Consider the following 17555-nt stretch of genomic DNA (forward strand, 5'->3'; position numbering starts at 1 on the left):
AACCATCCATGGAGGCAGGCATCATTTGAAAAATATGCAAAAGGACAACGACACAGAAAAGAAATAGCCTAATTTACAAGCAGGTAACTGTAGTTTTATTAAAGTTACCCAAAAACTAATAGTACCTAGTTAAATCAAGCACCAGAAAACTGGTGCTTATGTTAAAACTTTTTCGGGACATTTTCAAAAACGGTTGACACAATCAATCTCTAATTTAAACCAATTGCTCCAAAGCTCCTGTTTCTGAATCGATTACCAAACCGTAAACCGTAACATCTTCAGGAATCAGGGGGTGATTTTTAATCATCTCTACGGATTTTTTGATGGACTGGTCTAGATCCTGAAATCCGCCAAGCCAGGAGTCAAAATCAATTCCAAAATACTTGATGCGGTCAATATCTGCCTGGGTAATCCCCCGATCTTTCATAATCTCAATCATATTTTTACTATCTGTGCATCTGGCCCCGCAATCGGTATGTCCGATCACAAGAATCTCTCTCACATCCAGTTCATAAATTCCAATTAGAATGCTTCGCATAACACTCCCAAACGGATGAGAAATCACACCACCAGCGTTTTTGATTATCTTAGCATCTCCGTTTTTAAATCCCAATGCTGCGGGTAATAATTCAGTCAATCTGGTATCCATGCAGGAAACAATTGCTGTCTTTTTATCTGGATATTTATTGGTAAGATATTTTTCATAAGTCTTTTTATCAACAAATTCACGATTATATGCAAGTATCTCTTTTAACATGTATTTTCTCCTGATTATTAAAGTATATGTATCCTATCATTCCTAATCCATCCGGTAAATTCTCCAGACCACCCCAGTATTCGGTACGAATTTATTTGGATCTCCAACGATATTTAGGCCGCTATCCACGACATACATCGCTCCATCCGGACCGAAGGATACATGAGTGGGGCGCTCGAATCCTCCTCCTTTGGATAAGGATGAAGGAAATCCTGTTTTATTTATGGCAAACGTAGTTATTGTGCGGGACCTCATATCAATTTTAGAAATCCTGTGACCGGAACCCGCATAGGAAAGTCCATCCCCGATCATTGCCTTGATGGTACTTCCGTATTCCGATACATACACATCTCCATAAGGTCCAAAATCCATATTATAATTAAAGTCAAAGCCCATTATAGTAGAATTGGGCGGAAAGGTCACATAGGGACGAGGTGGAACGTTTGGTTGGTTCTTTAATATAAGTGTAGGTTCATGGCCTCCAAGTGGTGTAAATCTAGGGGAATTTACGGCTTCCCCTCCCGAATAATCTGGCCAGCCATACCATAGATCTGGAGTTACATAATAAAAATCATCGGTGGCATTCTCTATGGGCCTGCTGCCCACCGGATTGAAACCATTGTTTACACTGTAAAGCTGCCCACTGTTATTAAACTTTAAAAATGCAGGATTGCGAAACCCCCACGCAACTTGCTGCAAATTAGAACCGTCTAAATTTGCTCTCAATATACTTCCTGATGCCTTTAAATATTTTTTTCTCACTTCGAACTCAATATTTGGAATGCCATAGGGTGAAAAAGCTCCTGTATAAGCCATGTCCTCTGTAATTGCTTCCGTAAGGATATTATGGGTTAAAAAATTCTGTCCAAGCAACATAACATAATCCCCTGTATAGTCGCAAAGCAAAGGAGATATGGTGACCCACTCATTATCATTCCCCACAACTCCGCTGTTGGTTACTGTTCCCTGGCCAAAATACATCTTTTTGTCTGGTGAAAAAGCGACCGGACTGTTATAATGATCCCCATTGCTTGGCAACCCCATAATCACATTTTCCCTGGTACCATCTTTGTACAGTTTTGTGACAAACCCTCTATGAGATACGTATAAAACTCCGTCCTGATAATTAATGCCTGAGATCGGAATCACAAAATCTTCAGCAATCACATCCATATGACCATTGGTCAACTTTAAAATCATAGGATTGCCTGTTGCCAAACCAGAATCAGCGATATAAATACTACCTTCTTCGTCAAAGATTATACTATTGGGAGCATTTAATCCATTTAGAAAGACTTCGATCCCATACCCCTTAACGATGTAAATATCGGAAGGATCTAAAAACCTCTCCTGCATTTCATCCTCATCATCACAAAAGTGAATTCTATTTTCATTGACATCATGAAACATTACTTCACCTGGCAATTTTTTACTAGTATATTCAATTTTATGGAAATTATCAATCTCTATTTCTATCCATGATTCATTACTTGGATTTCTTACTTGTATCCACTGCCGCTTTTGCTTTTTCAAAGTGTCCAGCTCCGATATGGCAATACCCTGCGGGGTTTTTATTTAAATATTTCTGATGATATTCTTCTGCTTTAAAGAAACCTGTTAAAGGGAGACATTCAATTGCAATTTTCTCTCTGAAATTTTTTTGAAGTTCTTCCATTGATGCCTCTATGATTGGCAGGTCTGTTTCTTCGGTATAATAAATTCCAGTTCGGTACTGGGATCCCATATCTCCCCCCTGCCGGTTTTTACTGACTGGATTAATTACGTCGTAATATAGCTTTAGTAAAAAAGGCAGTCCAACCACTGTGTCATCGTATTCTACCCGAACGGTTTCCGCATGACCGGTACCATGATTGCAGACCTCCTCATAAGTTGGATCTTGCGTATTGCCATTGGCATACCCAACCTCTGTAAATAAGATTCCTGGTATATTCTCTAAATATTTTTCTGTACCCCAGAAACATCCACCAGCTAAATATATTTCTTTTATCATAGGACTCCTTTCTCCTTTCATATGATTACCGAATTAAATGATATGTTCCATCAATTCCAATCCTGATTTTAAGATTTGTGCCGTCATCCCCCATATAACCCAGTCTTCATAGATGTAAAATAAAATATCATAAGATCCTTTGACCCAGGGATACTGATTCCCTCCTGGAATCCATTCGTAAGGAAACTCATCCGGAGGTTTGGTGATCAACTTGCTTTCATACCGCCTTGGCTTAAAATTCTGTAAATAATCGAGAGGTACTTTTATGATTTCTTCTACTTCGTCTGTACTGAATGTATCTTGATAATGATTCAATTCACCAACAAATGGATGAATCATCAAACGAAACGGGGAGATATAAAGATCCAGTGGACCCCATACCTTAACCTGTTCTTGAGATACGAGCAATTCTTCCATCGTCTCTCGAATGGCACATTCCTGATTTGTTTCTCCTGGTTCTATTTTTCCACCTGGAAAACAAATTTCACCGGGCTGACGCCTTAATTTAGAGGAGCGTTTTTCTAACAGCAAATATTTTCTTCCATTCATTGTAATGATAGGGAGAAAAACAGAATATTGACTGTATTTATCTTCAAACATGATTCCTGGTTTTCTACGTGAAAATGTTTCTTTATCCAGAATCACAACCTCCTTTTTGTGTCTTTGGTTTCTACCTTCAATCAAGACATTGCGTAGAAAATTATAGCATCTTTTTCTATATCTAACAATAGATTGAGACAGAGATTGTACGTATACTTCCCATTTTCTCTGCATAAAATGAAGTAATTCATATAAAACGGAGAAAATGAAATGATTTCAAAAGAAACATACATACAATGCTCCCTTCAGTATCACCTATTCTGGATCCGAATTATGAAAGAGCATGCAATATTTATTGAAGCAACCATGCCTCCTCCTGGGAAACAGTATGGGGAGCAGGCAAATTCTTTTAAGCAGCAATACGATCAGTTGTATAATTCTGCAATCCGTCTATCGAACGGCGTTCTTCCTACCAGTGTTCTTCAATCCGGCCAGTATTATACTCAATATACCGAGGAAGCAGAACGTCTGGCAGAAGAGGATACTGGAATCTCTATAAACCGAAATCTTACCGTTATGTCCTATGACATTGAACCTTGTGTTTTAGGATTTACCGCTTCCCACGGAAAAGAGCAAGAAGTGTTTCAGCTAAATCAGAATCTACTCACCTTAACTTCTGCCTTTGTCAAATTTCAGTCCGATCTTTTGAATATGCGGGTATCTTGTCAACTCTTTACCATGATGTTTACTGCAGATCTTCTGCATATACTCCTTGAAGCCAAACGGTATCTAGAAATTCTTAATCGGCTCCAAAGCAGAGAGTCTACGCTAATTTCAGAATATAAATCATTTTGGACCGAGAATATGGCGGGTCATGCAAAAGTAATGCGGGGTGAATTTGATCCCACCGAAACCCAGTACATAAACCGTGCAAATTATTTTGCAAATCTTTTTGATTCTCTCGCAAAAGAAGAAGAAAATCCAGATACCTACCCAGCAGACCGAGAGCTTTTATCGGAAACCATTTCTATCAGTGATTTTAAATCTGATTCCACCGAGGGAATTATCTCCTGTAAGATACAAACCATTATGCTGGCTCTGTATACTGACCATCTTCTGCGAGAAGCCAATCATTTTATTTATCTCATGTATGATAACAGTTAACTCTAGAAAAGTAGCTGCAGATGTCCGAAACGGTCATCTGCAGCTTTTGTATGTAGCAATGTGTTGAAACAAGTTCTAATTCAACCGTTCTGGAAAATAAAGCCAGGCTATCTTTTCTGCTGTTCTGGTTGCCAATGCCTGGGTCGTTAATGTAGGGTTTGGACCTCCTAATCCATTGCAGAGAACGCTATTATCCGCGATAAACAATCGTTTTACCTGATAGGCTTCGCAATTGGTATCCGTGACGTAACCAATTCTCATTGTACTCATTATATGAGCACAGACATCGGGTGGCCAATTTACCCGGGTAACGGTTTTTGCCCCTGCTTTTTTTAATAATTCGGCGGCAATCCCATTGAGCTTATCTCTCCTTATGGCATCCGATTCACTTAATTCATAATGTATGATAGGAATAAATCCATTTTCATCCATTCGCTCTGGATCCAGTGTAATCCCGTTACTCTGATTCACATCATCATCAGAGAACACTACAATACTAAGGGTTCTTCTATAATTAAGCATAAATTCCTTTAAAAGTTCTCCAACTACCATTCCTTCTCTGTCCCAAGGCTCCTCTTCGCTGACCTGATTCTGAAAATAATACCCTTTATGACTAATTCCATATATCATAGAAGCATAGAGACCTGGACTACTGCCAAATGGCTCAAAAGATCCAAGACCTGGATAATCAACTCTTCCAGCAGAATTTTGACCCACGTAGGGCTTTACATCAGACATACCAAGAATATTCATCAGATCTTCTTCTTCAAAGATCCCCGATACACAGTCAATCATATGGGTGGTCAGACCTTTTCCAACCCATTCATTCTCCGGGAGATTGGAATTTAGCCAGAGTCTGGGAGATTCAATGGCTCCGGCTGACAGGATAATTACTTTTGCTTTGAATTCGCTGGTCTCACCTGTCCAGGTGTTTCGACAGGTTACTCGTTCTGCATACACCCCTTCCTCCTGGTTTTCGTTGGTATGAATTGTAACCACAAAGGTATTGGGTCTGATCTCCACATTTCCAGTGGCAAGCGCATAGGGGACATAACTAACCAGAGTGGAACGCTTTGCTACGCTTCCTACATTGGGACCAACACTGCAACCATTTACACAATGTCCACGTAAGGTACATCCTACCGCTTGATTGTTCTTAAGATCAAAGTTCGGATTATTTAGCATGGGATTTACGGAAAGAATCCCGTTTGGTTGCAAGCGATACCCTGGTATTGTTAAATTCTGCTCCTGAATATAAGGAATTCCAATCTGTCTTGCTCCATAGAAAAACAGATCTTCTTTTGACGTTCCAGTTGCTTGGCGGACAGGCAGTGTATTTTCTACTTTCTCATAGTAAGGAATCATCTCTTCATAAGAGATGGGCCAGTCTCTTTCAAACGATTCTGGATAAGCACGGGGACAGTTTGCATAATACAATAAGGTGGTACCCCCTACCCCTGCACTCTGCCACGTAAATCCCCCATTTTGGTTGATTCTTCTCCAGGAACTGATATCTCTATTTGCAGGTCCCCATCTGAATTTTCCTGTTGCTGAATCATTCATATCATCTTCCAAATCGGTAAATTGCTGCTTTAACAATTGAATATCCAGATCCTCATTACTCGAACTACCTACGCCGCCAGCTGATTGATTGGGCTCTGGCCACTGTTTGTTGCCATACCATGGACCTGCCTCTAAAACCAGCACATGAATTCCCAACTCTCCCAGTTCCTTTGCTGCCACTGCTCCCCCGCCGCCTGCTCCGATTATTATTACATCTGCGTCATATCCGTTATTCATCGTTTCCTCCAATCCAAATTTTACACATGCTTAAGTATAATCAAAGGATCTGGCTGCCCGGTACCCCAAAGACGGTCCGGGGTATCCAATCTGCTTCCAGCTTATAGGAAAATACTCCATGACCCGTTCTGTTGGTGGTGCCAGTTTTGTGGAACCATACCCAGACCATTCGGAATAATATCCCATAAGGGTTATTTTGTTCAACCAAGGGATCTCCGAAATAATTTCTTCCGCATTCATTCCCAGTTCAACTGGAAAATATGTAATGTTTTCCGGTACGATTAGCATTTCCATTGTTTCGAATCGTTCTTGTGGAGACATACGCACAAAATACAATCCATCTGGATATTCCGGATCCACCCATTCTTCATCTTGATTATAAAGATACTGCCTGGCTGCAGCATTTAATACTTTAGCCAGTGGAAGGGATAATGGGTAAGGGTAACTATCTAGGGTCAGAATTAAAAACTCCGCAGTCGATAAATCCACTGCACCGTAATACTGTATTCTTCCATATAGTTTTGCTAGTCCTGGCGATTGGGGGATCATCGCGTCGACATATGCTTGAAATGTACTTAATACATAATCAAAAACTGTATTTTCATCCCATATTGTGTTGTTTTGGTTTTGGTTTGTCTGATCCATTTTTCCCCTTTTTCAGCTAATATGCATGTTCATAAAAGCATATGTAAGAGCAGAGGAAACTATCACTTATCCTTCTATGTTAATAGATTTTTTTTAATTCCTTTTCCCATGATGTCTGCCTATGGGAACAATCATAGGGGCTCCTGATATGGGATCTTTCATTACGGAACAATTTAGCCCATATAATTTATGGATCATTTCTGGGGATATTACCTTATCTGGCGTTCCTTCCACTAGAATCTCACCTTTGCTGATCGCAAACAAATAATCTGCGTATCTGGCAGAAAGATTGATATCATGAAGTACCATTACAATAGTGGTACCACGCCTTTGATTTAATTCGGTTAAAAGATCCAAAATCTCAATCTGATAAGAAATATCCAGAAAAGTGGTAGGTTCATCCAAAAGCAGGATGTCGGTTCGCTGCGCCAAAGCCAATCCAATCCATACTCTTTGACGCTGTCCACCGGATAATTCATCCACACACCGATCCGCTAGTTCTTTGATGCCCATAATTTCCATGGCTTCTTCCACAGCCTTAAAATCTTCCTCCTTCATTCCTTTAAACATCGTATGATGGGGAAACCTGCCACGACATATCAAATCAAATACTGTGATCCCTTCCGGTACAGCAGGGGACTGGGGAAGAAGCCCAAGTGTCTGAGCCAGAAGCTTTGATGGATAGGCGCGAATGCTTTTCCCATCCAGAACGACGTCCCCTCCTTTCGGTCGGATTAGTCTGGAGAAACTTTTTAGCAGTGTGGACTTCCCGCAGCCATTGGCTCCGATAATCACACTAATTTTATTTGCTGGAATTCTCACATCAATTGCCTTTAATATTACCTGATTGTCATAACCGACTACCAGCTTTTCCGCTGTCAGCATATGTTCTTTCATGAGACGCTTTCTCCTTTCTTATTCATCTGCACCAATAAAAACAACAGATAGGGTGCACCTAGTATTCCGGTTATTACACCCACCGGATACCTCGTTTTAAAGGCGTACTGCCCCACTAAATCAGCTGCCATAATAAGGATTGCACCTACTAGACCTGCCGCCACTGGGTTGACTTTTCCTTTGCCAGTCAGTTGGGACGCAATTGGACCAGATAAGAAAGAAACCGATGCCACAGGGCCTGATACAGAAGAAGAGAAAGCAATTAGAAAGACGGATGCCAGGATAAGCGCCCCGTAAGTCCATCTGACATTCACACCAAGGATCGTTGCCGAAGCGTCTCCCAGCTGGAGAACTTGTAACTGCCTGTTTAATATCACGAGTACAGTTCCAACCAATATGACCACCAAAATCAATCCTTTCACTTGCTCCATCTGCACTCCATTCAAACTACCGCTAAGCCAGCGAAAGGCTGTTCCTACATCATTTCGGTTGCTTTTTAGCAATAGGTAGGATATGACTGCTTGTAACATTGCCTGTAATCCAATTCCCATTAAAATAAAACGACCTTTGGAATTTCCCTTTCCCATCGATAAAAGGTATATGATACCAGAGGTCAAAAGTCCAGACAGCAATGCAAAGAAAGAGACCATGCTCCCACTCATTTTAAGTACCAAGATGCAAAAAACAGCCGCTACACTGGAACCAGAAGTAACTCCAATCATATCCGGGCTGGCCAAATCATTTCTTAGAAGTGTCTGGAAGGTATACCCAGCCATGCCAAACCCCAATCCTACAAGCAAACCTACAAGCATACGGGGAAGTCGTATGGTTTTGATCGCAAAGGTAGCCCCCTTTATTTCTTCTCCTGCTAAAACTTTTAAAACCGTCTCAAGAGGATATATCGTATTGCCATATACCAACATAATAACTGCAAGTAATGAAACCAAAACTGTTAAAATCAGGGTGATTCTTCTACTTCTGCTTCGTCTTTTTTTATACCCAATCCGAGCAGCAGTATGTTCCATGGGAATCATAATACACTCACCTTCGCCTTTCTCACCACAAGGAGAAAACAAGGGGCTCCTACAAAGGCCGTTACGATTCCCACTTCTAGTTCCCCTGGACTTCCTGCTAGACGACCAATTACGTCAGACAATAAAAGGAGACAGGCTCCTCCAATCAGCGACATCGGAACTATTTTTTTTAAATCAGGGCCAATCAGCAGTCTCATAAAATGAGGAACCACAAGTCCTATAAAACCAATGGGACCAGCAAACGCTGTGGTGGCTCCACACAATAAAACTCCTGCGAGTGCTCCCAATCCTCTCACAAGCTTTGTATTCACCCCCAGATTTGCAGCCATCTCATCTCCTAAAGCCATACAGTTTAAAGAGGGAATTAGCACCAGTGCGATCAAAAAGCCAATGCCAAGATATGGGGCGGAAGTCAGGATATCAGTCCATCCGGTTCCACCGATGCTTCCAATCTGCCAAAACCGGTACTCTTCCATGACTCTGGATTTTGGAAGCATAACTGTACTGACCATTGAAGACAAAACAATACTGACTGCGGCCCCGGATAGTGCTAGTTTAATGGTAGTCGCTCCCCCATTGCCTAAAGATGCCAGTGCATATACAAAAATAGAGGTAACTCCGCCTCCAATGAGTGCAAGCCAAATATATTGTTGAGGCAGATTGATATTGAAAAATGCAATTCCACATACTACAAATAAGGCGGCTCCTGTGTTTACCCCCAATATACTAGGATCTGCAATGGGATTTCTGGTCACTGACTGCATCAAGACTCCAGATAGCCCCAGAGCGCCTCCTGCGAGCATACCAAATACAGTTCTTGGAATCCTTGCTTTTACCACTTCAGATACGAAAGATCCTTGATCTCGTCCGGTCAATACGTCAAATACCTGATCAAATGGTACAATCCTGGAACCAAAAGACAGAGAAAGAAGGGCACAGACGAGAACCACCGCTATGCCCCCTGCAAGGATTAGTATCACATTTATCTTTTTGTTCATTTTACTTTTTTCGCCGCCTCATTCAATAAATTTAAATACTCGTCAATGGTTGCAGGTATGGATAAGATGGTAGGAGTACTCGCTGCTGCAAGGGCTGAATCATCGTTAAGCAAAGCTACCGAACCATTTGCAACCGCTGGGATTTTACGAATTAATTTATCTTCCTGCAAAACCTTCAAAACCGACTCATCTCCATAGGTTACGATGATGTCTGCATCTTTAAGGATGTCTGCATTCTCCGCACTTATGGTTACAGTAAAATTCGATTCATTTTGTGCAAGTTCTAACACACTGTCAGGAACTTTTAATCCCAGATCCTCCAAATAGGCTACGCGGGGATCTGCAGGTAAATACACATAAAAATTTCCAAGATTTGATGGATTGAAGGACAAAAATGCAACAGTTTTACCTTTTACATCCTTGTACTTTAGCGTCTTCTCTGCGATCAAGGCTTCTGTCTCTGCAATCTGTTTTTCTGCTTCTGCTTCTTTTCCAAACCCTTTGGCATCTAGAAGCGTCTGTTCTCTCCAATAGGTCTGCCACGGTAGACGAGGGTATGCAACCACTGGTGCAATCTGACTTAGAAGATCGTATTCTTCCTGTGTAATACCAGAATAAGCGGCTAAAATTACGTCTGGATTTGCGTCGCTAATGGCTTCAAAATCCAATCCGTCTGTATCATCAAATACCACCGGTTCTTCAACTCCAAGTGAAACAAAGGCTTTCTCCGTCCAAGGGTGAAGTCCTGTTCCCCCCACCTTGCCGAAATTGGCTTTCGACACACCAACAGGTACCTCCTTAAGTGCAAGTGGTACATCTGAATTCCCCCAGGAGATGGTAACAATTCGTTCTGGATGAGATTCAATTACCGTTTCTCCAAATGCATGGGAGATAATGATTGGTTCATCAAGAAGACTGCTCTTTGACACAATTTCTTTTTCATTTCCACTCTCTTTGCTGCATCCGACTAGAATCCCCATAAGTGCCAGTACGCCAAGGGCGCAGGCACATAATCTACTATTTCTCATAAAAACCTCTCATTCCGCCGCTTTTAACAGCTGACCTATATTCGTTTTGCCACTTTAGTTAGTTTAGGCTAACAAGAGATCATTATACGAAATAGAAATCCTTTTGTCAATATCCGCCCTTAAATGTGCGCACCTGAATTATTTGTTATAAGAATGTCCGTTTTTATATTTTCTTCTTTAAGCTCAAGAAGTAATTCACTGGCAGCTGTTACAAGGGAAACATACCAGGAATCAATTTTAATAATAAGATTATGGTTTAAAGCCCATTGAATCTCATCCTCTAAACCGTCAACACTATTTTCAGACCTGTCCACAAGGGCGGCGAACGCTTGTTTATGTGTAAGCATCTGCATCCTCTTTGTATTAGACAGCCCTCTGGTATCAAGTAACACATAGCAATTTTTAGCAGTACGTTTAATCTGAAGGATCGGAATAAATTCATTATTCCAAAGTTTTTTCCATCGATCAACTAAGTGAGTGATCTCAGAAAGTATTTGTTGGTTTATATTTGTAAAATGTTCAAATTCACCTGTAAAATTATATGCAATTTTAGAAGCATCCGTACCTTCTGGTAAGAAAGAATGATAGCATTCAATCGGGCGGATATTTTTAATTCCAAATTTTTTTGGATTGTTATAATATTTACTGAAACGGGTAATAACCATCTTACATAAGGATATGGGCGGCTGAAGATGTATTATTTTCGGAATGAGTTCCAGCGTTTCTTCATATTCCTTCCGTATATCCTGAGGAAAATCATATAGTAAATTCCATGCTACATTCAACTCAAGCGAACGTGAATTTCTTAAAAATGCAACGTTCATTCTGGCAATAACCCCTTTATTCATACGTTTTAGCAAACTTGTGGATAAAGCTTCAATCCCTGGCTGAAGGTTAAATGCACCCGCTTTTTTTAATAAAATAAGCTGATCTAAAGACATATTTGATTTTAACTCATAATGAAAACTGATATCTGGAATCTCTTTTTTAATACTAGGTATTAAGGTTGATATATAATTGTATGGCATAATGTTATCGACCATAATGATTTTTACACCGGAATGATTTTTTAGAATCCGTTTTAAGTCATTCATTACTTTATCCGGAGATTTTTGTCTAAATTCTGTTCTTTCCCCATTTAAGCCGCAGAAAGTACATTGATGCTTTTCTCCCCACCAACAGCCTCTGCTGCTTTCATAAGTTAACGATATCGTACTTGTGTTAGGCATAAAATGCTCAATTTGACGAAAATAGGAATTATAATCATGACATGGTATTTGATCCAAATCCATACTCTTTGTACACCCTATAATTTTTTGTTCTGGTAAAATACCATTGAATACATTTTCCAAAAAATTCGGAAAAGAATATTCACCTTCTCCCGTAAATACATAATCGATGTTATTACTTAACGAAACAATACCTTCCGCCATTTCGGCTTCGCAGTTTGCCCCCCCTATTATTGTAAAGATCTCTGGCTTTTTCCTCTTAATGCTGTTGATAAACGCGATACTTGATGAGGTTTGATCAAAGCAGGTTGAACATCCGATTACTTTATAATCCATTTCAATAAATTCGGTTGTTATTTTATCTACCCATTCATTCAGTTCAGTAAAAACATCTTTTATGAGATTAAGATCAACCGGACTTTTTATAAATTTCTTAAAATAACTGTCTATATCCATACCAAATCTCGATTCCAGAGAAATACCATAAGCGACCTCTGCAAAAAAAACCTCTCCCAGTCCATTACTTGCTGATTCACTTATTACTTTATAATTTTCCGCTCCCAATAAAGAAGCTAATACAATATTCGTATATGCTATCTCTACGGTAAACCCTCTCTGTTCTGCGCAAGACTTCAAAACATTCACTCCTAAGGGAGGAATATCGATTGCCGCAAAAGGCGGTACAATCAAAAGTACATCTGCTTTTTCCAGCATTCCATCAACATAATAGTTTTCCATATATTCTCCCCTCACATTTATAAAAAACATTTTAAGTAATCAAAGACGTTTCATATGCTTCTAACTCTTCATATTCATAGATATTTCCGTCCAATAAAGATAGAATTCTATGCGCATAGCTAAGGTTCGACATTTTATGGGTTATCATAATTACAATCTTTTCTTTCGAAATCTTCTTAAATGAGCTTAAGATAACTCTTTCATTATACTCATCAAGATCTGCAGTTGCTTCGTCGAGAATAATGATTGGGGGATCTGATAACAACGCCCTTGCGATCGCAATTCTTTTTTTTTGTCCACCAGAAAGTGTAAATCCCCTTTCCCCTACTATGCTGTTATACCCGTCAGGCAATGCTGTAATAAAATCATGCGCATTCGCTGTTTGTGCTGCATGTACGATTTCCTCCAAAGACACATTTTGACGCCCTAAGGTAATATTGTTTTTTATACTATCATTAAAAAGAAATGTTTCCTGTGTAATAATTGCAACATTTTTTCTTAATGACTGTAGTTTTATATTTTTAATATTAATACCATCTATTAAAATATTTCCCGTTAGAGGATCATAGTGCCTTGGTATAAGCTTTGCAAAAGATGATTTACCTTGTCCGCTTTCTCCTACAAATGCAGTAATACTACCAAGTGTAAAAGATAAATTAATGTTTTTTAAAATATAGTTATCGGCTGAATAACCAAAATAGACATTTTCAAATGTACAGCTTTCTTTCACCTCTTTTAATTCAATTGCATTCTCGTTTTCTATGATATCTGAGTTTGTATCCAGTATCTCGAAAACCCTTTTGGCAGAGGGAAGAGAGATTTGCATATTTGTTACAAGATTAAAAGCATCGTTCATATAATCCAATAGATTTTTTATGTAATAGGATATCGATATTAGAATCCCTATTGTTAATTTGCCTGACGTTACTTCATAACTTCCATATCCCCATAATAGAAGCAAAGAAAAAACAGAAATTAAAACGGAACAGGATCCTGCCAAAGCACGTTTGATTTTCAAAAGTCGTTTCGAATTTTCGCTGTCATTTATTTTTTTTATTGTATTCTTTATGTTATTATTTTCAGAATCAAACAATTGGATTGTTTCAACTGCATTAAGACCTTCTTGAAGGCTTCCTGTGAGATTCTCAAGTTTTTCAACAGATTGAATACTTAAATCGTATACACTTTTTTTATAATTTTTAAAAAATAAAATAAAAATAGGAATAAATAACAATGCCAGTAATGCCATCTTGTAATCAAACGTAAATAATATAATCGTGATTATGGTAATCATAAGGATATTTTTAAATAAAATAAGGATATTATTGGTTAATAAATGTTCGAGAGCATCCACATCATTCATAATCTTAGAAACCAGATTGCCACTCTGAGTTTTTGAATAATAGCTTAAAGACATATTTTGGAGATGTTTGTAAACGTCTGATTTGATATCACCAAAAACCTTTTCTTTTAAGTTAGCAGACATAATTGTCTGGAATAGGTTAAACAATTCATTCAATATCGTAAAAACAATCATGAGAGCCAACCAAAAGATTATCTGCCTCACATTATTTTTTAGTATACCACGATCAAATACACCTTGGTACATGAATGGAATTGCAATCTCTACAACAGTCCCACTAATTATTACCAAAAAAAGAAATATTGATATTTTTAGATGTATCTTTAAATATTTTATCATTCTCACTAATACAGTCAATTATTTATACACCTCGATTAATATTATTTAAGCACCTATGCTAAATTAGAAAAAATAATTCTATCCTCATCATTTAAAGATGCATAAATATATAAAGAATTTTTAATTATCTCACGCGTAAAATCACAATGCACTTTTGATATCTTAAATGTATCCTCTTCTGTAGACTGTGATGCATTATAACAAGTTCCTCCGCAAAGGTATCTCGCCCAACATTCCATACACTTCCCTGAATCACGTAGAAACACCATATGATTGCTAAGAAATTCCGTTCGGGCATCATTATCAAAACTTTCGTATATGTTTCCCCATTTATGCTGTTTTGAGCTGTTAAAGCAGTGACAGGGATAAATATCTCCATGGGAATTAAATGAAAAAGAAGAAATACCCGCACGACACGGAAAATATTTTGGAGATTTTCTACTGCCATAATGAATTGATTTAAGAATATCTATAAAGTTTTTTAATTGAATAAGATCCTTATTTTTTAAATGCTCTATAAAGTATTCAGCAAAGTCTTTCATACGATTATATGAAGGAATTACATCTGTATCTTCCTTTTGATCTGCAAGTTCGATTGTAACTTCATTCACCCCTATGTCCCGTAAATATTCATATAGTTTGATATAATCAATGTCAGGTGATGGAATGGTAACACTTGCTACAATGTTAATATAGCTTGAAAGCTCTTTTATGACTCTATTCCTGTCCTGAATCACCTCTTCTCCATCTACGCTTACCGTTACATTAAAATTGTTACATATCAAAAAATCTTGTATCTCTTTGTTATTTAACAAAGTACCATTTGTTATAATAGAATAAGTGAATTTTAAATCATTTTTTTCTTCTGCTTTTTTTAGTAACTCTACCGCATCCTGAATAAAAGTAAAATTAAGCAGAGGCTCTCCACCGAGAAACTGAATATTTACCGAGTTGCTATGTTTGAAATTTGTAAGAAAATAATTTATCCCATCTTTAAATGTTTGAATATCAAACAACGAATCTTTATCACTCTTTGAGACCTTTTCATAACAAAAACTACAATTTAAATTACACTGATTCGTAACAAAAACTGTTAATGCTTCCACCTCCGGTTCCTCTTCAAAAAACGGAATTTCCAAATTAAGGAATGGATCATCAAATAAATAGGAATATATCTCTTGGTCTGCTTTTTCAGGCTCATTGATACATTCATTAATATACTCGTTATTATCCATAATAAGTCCACTAAAGCCAGAATATACAAATTCATAATCATTCTTATTTGTAACATAAATTAAACCTGGATGCTTTGAATCATTCATGATAAACAACTCCTTTTTACTATAATGTATCTAACTTTACCAAACCATAAGCAAAACAGTACAGCAATGCTTTAGGTTCTTTTTACATTCGAATTTTTTTACTCAATAACTTTTATGTATTAGAAACTCTTATTCCAACTTACACTAATATTTCCATCGAAAGCCAACGGCTTATTCGACTTTTTCACCGGTATATTTAAAGCAGAAGCATTTAAAATTTTGGTTTTTTTCATATACATCCCTCCTCCCCGATTTGATTTTTATCACAAACCTAAAGCAAAACTATGCTGTACCTTCTTATTTAAAAATCATTCTACCACACCAATAGTTTGAACTATATTCTTCATTTTTTCTCTTAGATATGGGTTTGGTATATTATTCAAAGAACTGCTATTAAATGAATTGTTTGTTCGTATTTCAAGATCTTCCATTATACCTTTTACGTGGGCAAAAATATTCTTATACTCCTGACAATATACATTCTTACCTTGTTTATCAGTCATTAAAGGACAACCACCTTTACAATAGTTATACCATTCACAAAACAAACAAGTCTTTAGTCTGCTTTGTTCTTTCTTACTGTACATTTTTCGAGTCGGGCTTTCAAATATCAATGCCTCCAACGATCTATCCTTAATATTTCCAAGATCCATATACGTGAGGTTATCACAAGGAGATACCGTTCCATCTGGTGAAATAGATACCAAAGGTGAATGATCGATACAGTTCTCGATAAAAGAACAGGATAACGGTAACTTAAATAAGACTTCGGATGCAATTGAGGATAAAATGCAGATGTCGAATGAACTTTCTTTATCATAAAACCATTTATCAAACAAATAATTTAAAATTTTACTTAAATTATTATGGGAAACAATTTGAGATTTTTCAGAATACTGTGGGATAAGGATATCAAAACCTTTTAATCCCTTTCGTGATTTAAAAAATGTATAATATTCATCCATATATTCGAGTATTTTATCACTGCATACGGAAAGAATGCCGTACTCTAATCCAGCCTTCTCCATTTCTTTTATGTTAATAATAATATCGTCAAAAGTACCTTTTCCGTTTTTATAAATACGATACTCATCATGGGTATCTTGGATTCCATCAAGTGATATGCCAATGCTGAAGTTATTTTCCTTAAATAATTGAAGAAACTCTTTTGTAAGCAGTGTTCCATTTGTCTGTACATTATTTGAAAACGCTTTCCCAGTTAAATGCTTTTTCTGTAATTTAATCAGATTACGGAAAAAATCAATCCCGCGGGTAAGTGGTTCCCCACCATGCCATATGAATTCTGCTTTTTCAAAGTTGCTTTCTGCTACTCTTTTTACAATAGACTCTAAAATTTCTTCGTCCATTTCACCTGGATTATAATTCATTTCAGACTGATAATAGCAATATTTACATTGCATATTACAATTATTTGATATATTTAGAATTAATTTAACCTCTTTATTGTCTTTTGCATATACCATAATAGATCCCCCTTTCTGTGCTTCATTTTTCGTATCATGTGACTTTGCTCAACCACTTCAATCAAGGCTTTAATCTAAGTGCATTATACTACTTTAAAGTCATAAAATATTTATCATGTAATAAATCCACCACTTTCATGTAAAACTTTTTTACACGAATTAATTACAAATACTAACTCTTTTCATAAATCGGAGTTTTGTGATAA

15 protein-coding genes are annotated in these 17555 nt (G+C 37.6%); 1 reads left to right on the forward strand and 14 read right to left on the reverse strand.

Annotation, left to right across the window (positions count from 1 at the left end; translation table 11 throughout):
* Positions 1-214 precede the first annotated feature (214 nt).
* Genes EFT72_RS17990 through EFT72_RS18005 form a run of 4 tightly spaced genes read right to left on the reverse strand, consistent with a single transcriptional unit; the run spans position 215 to position 3413 of the window.
* Positions 215-757: a carbonic anhydrase gene (locus tag EFT72_RS17990; RefSeq protein ID WP_124068301.1), complete on the reverse strand. Its 543-nt coding sequence runs from the start codon at positions 755-757 to the stop codon at positions 215-217.
* Between the two features lie 42 nt (positions 758-799).
* Positions 800-2290 carry a hypothetical protein gene (locus EFT72_RS17995; RefSeq protein WP_243110057.1) on the reverse strand — a complete coding sequence of 497 codons (1491 nt, stop codon included), beginning with the start codon at positions 2288-2290 and terminating at the stop codon, positions 800-802.
* The gene (gene msrA, locus EFT72_RS18000; RefSeq protein WP_206426681.1) at positions 2244-2768 is read right to left on the reverse strand and encodes a peptide-methionine (S)-S-oxide reductase MsrA; all 525 of its coding nucleotides are present in this window, start codon (positions 2766-2768) and stop codon (positions 2244-2246) included. The genes EFT72_RS17995 and msrA overlap by 47 nt, the downstream gene beginning before the upstream one ends.
* 33 nt (positions 2769-2801) lie before the next feature.
* Positions 2802-3413, reverse strand: a complete 612-nt coding sequence (locus tag EFT72_RS18005) for a CoA pyrophosphatase (protein WP_243110058.1) — start codon at positions 3411-3413, stop codon at positions 2802-2804.
* Between the two features lie 165 nt (positions 3414-3578).
* Here EFT72_RS18005 and EFT72_RS18010 point away from each other — a divergent pair, with 165 nt between their 5' ends.
* On the forward strand, positions 3579-4472 hold the full coding sequence (locus tag EFT72_RS18010) for a DUF2935 domain-containing protein (RefSeq protein ID WP_124068302.1): 894 nt from the start codon (positions 3579-3581) through the stop codon (positions 4470-4472).
* Between the two features lie 75 nt (positions 4473-4547).
* Here the strand turns inward: EFT72_RS18010 and EFT72_RS18015 are convergent, their stop codons facing one another.
* The 10 genes from EFT72_RS18015 to EFT72_RS18060 all read right to left on the reverse strand — a co-directional run bounded on the left by EFT72_RS18015 (position 4548) and on the right by EFT72_RS18060 (position 17349).
* Positions 4548-6272, reverse strand: coding sequence for a GMC family oxidoreductase N-terminal domain-containing protein (locus EFT72_RS18015; RefSeq protein WP_124068303.1), 1725 nt, complete (start codon positions 6270-6272; stop codon positions 4548-4550).
* Positions 6273-6302: 30 nt separating this feature from the next.
* Entirely contained in the window at positions 6303-6917 is a 615-nt protein-coding gene (locus tag EFT72_RS18020) for a hypothetical protein (protein WP_124068304.1), read from the reverse strand.
* A gap of 93 nt (positions 6918-7010) precedes the next feature.
* Complete coding sequence (locus EFT72_RS18025) at positions 7011-7814, reverse strand: ABC transporter ATP-binding protein (protein ID WP_124068305.1); 804 nt, start codon at positions 7812-7814, stop codon at positions 7011-7013.
* Positions 7811-8848 (reverse strand): iron chelate uptake ABC transporter family permease subunit, encoded by a 1038-nt coding sequence (locus tag EFT72_RS18030; protein WP_124068306.1) that lies wholly within the window; start codon positions 8846-8848, stop codon positions 7811-7813. The genes EFT72_RS18025 and EFT72_RS18030 overlap by 4 nt, the downstream gene beginning before the upstream one ends.
* Positions 8845-9846 carry an iron ABC transporter permease gene (locus EFT72_RS18035; RefSeq protein WP_124068307.1) on the reverse strand — a complete coding sequence of 334 codons (1002 nt, stop codon included), beginning with the start codon at positions 9844-9846 and terminating at the stop codon, positions 8845-8847. The genes EFT72_RS18030 and EFT72_RS18035 overlap by 4 nt, the downstream gene beginning before the upstream one ends.
* The gene (locus EFT72_RS18040; protein ID WP_124068308.1) at positions 9843-10874 is read right to left on the reverse strand and encodes an iron-siderophore ABC transporter substrate-binding protein; all 1032 of its coding nucleotides are present in this window, start codon (positions 10872-10874) and stop codon (positions 9843-9845) included. The genes EFT72_RS18035 and EFT72_RS18040 overlap by 4 nt, the downstream gene beginning before the upstream one ends.
* Before the next feature lie 119 nt (positions 10875-10993).
* Positions 10994-12841, reverse strand: a complete 1848-nt coding sequence (locus EFT72_RS18045; protein ID WP_164473219.1) for a RiPP maturation radical SAM C-methyltransferase — start codon at positions 12839-12841, stop codon at positions 10994-10996.
* 31 nt (positions 12842-12872) lie between these two features.
* Positions 12873-14561 (reverse strand): ABC transporter ATP-binding protein, encoded by a 1689-nt coding sequence (locus EFT72_RS18050; RefSeq protein WP_124068310.1) that lies wholly within the window; start codon positions 14559-14561, stop codon positions 12873-12875.
* A 35-nt stretch (positions 14562-14596) separates the two neighbouring features.
* On the reverse strand, positions 14597-15865 hold the full coding sequence (locus tag EFT72_RS18055; RefSeq protein ID WP_124068311.1) for a radical SAM protein: 1269 nt from the start codon (positions 15863-15865) through the stop codon (positions 14597-14599).
* Positions 15866-16173: 308 nt separating this feature from the next.
* Positions 16174-17349 carry a radical SAM protein gene (locus tag EFT72_RS18060; protein ID WP_124068312.1) on the reverse strand — a complete coding sequence of 392 codons (1176 nt, stop codon included), beginning with the start codon at positions 17347-17349 and terminating at the stop codon, positions 16174-16176.
* Positions 17350-17555 lie beyond the last annotated feature (206 nt).

Source organism: Clostridium sp. E02 (assembly GCF_003833015.1).
In the GTDB taxonomy this organism is placed as follows: Bacteria; Bacillota; Clostridia; order Lachnospirales; family Lachnospiraceae; genus Lacrimispora.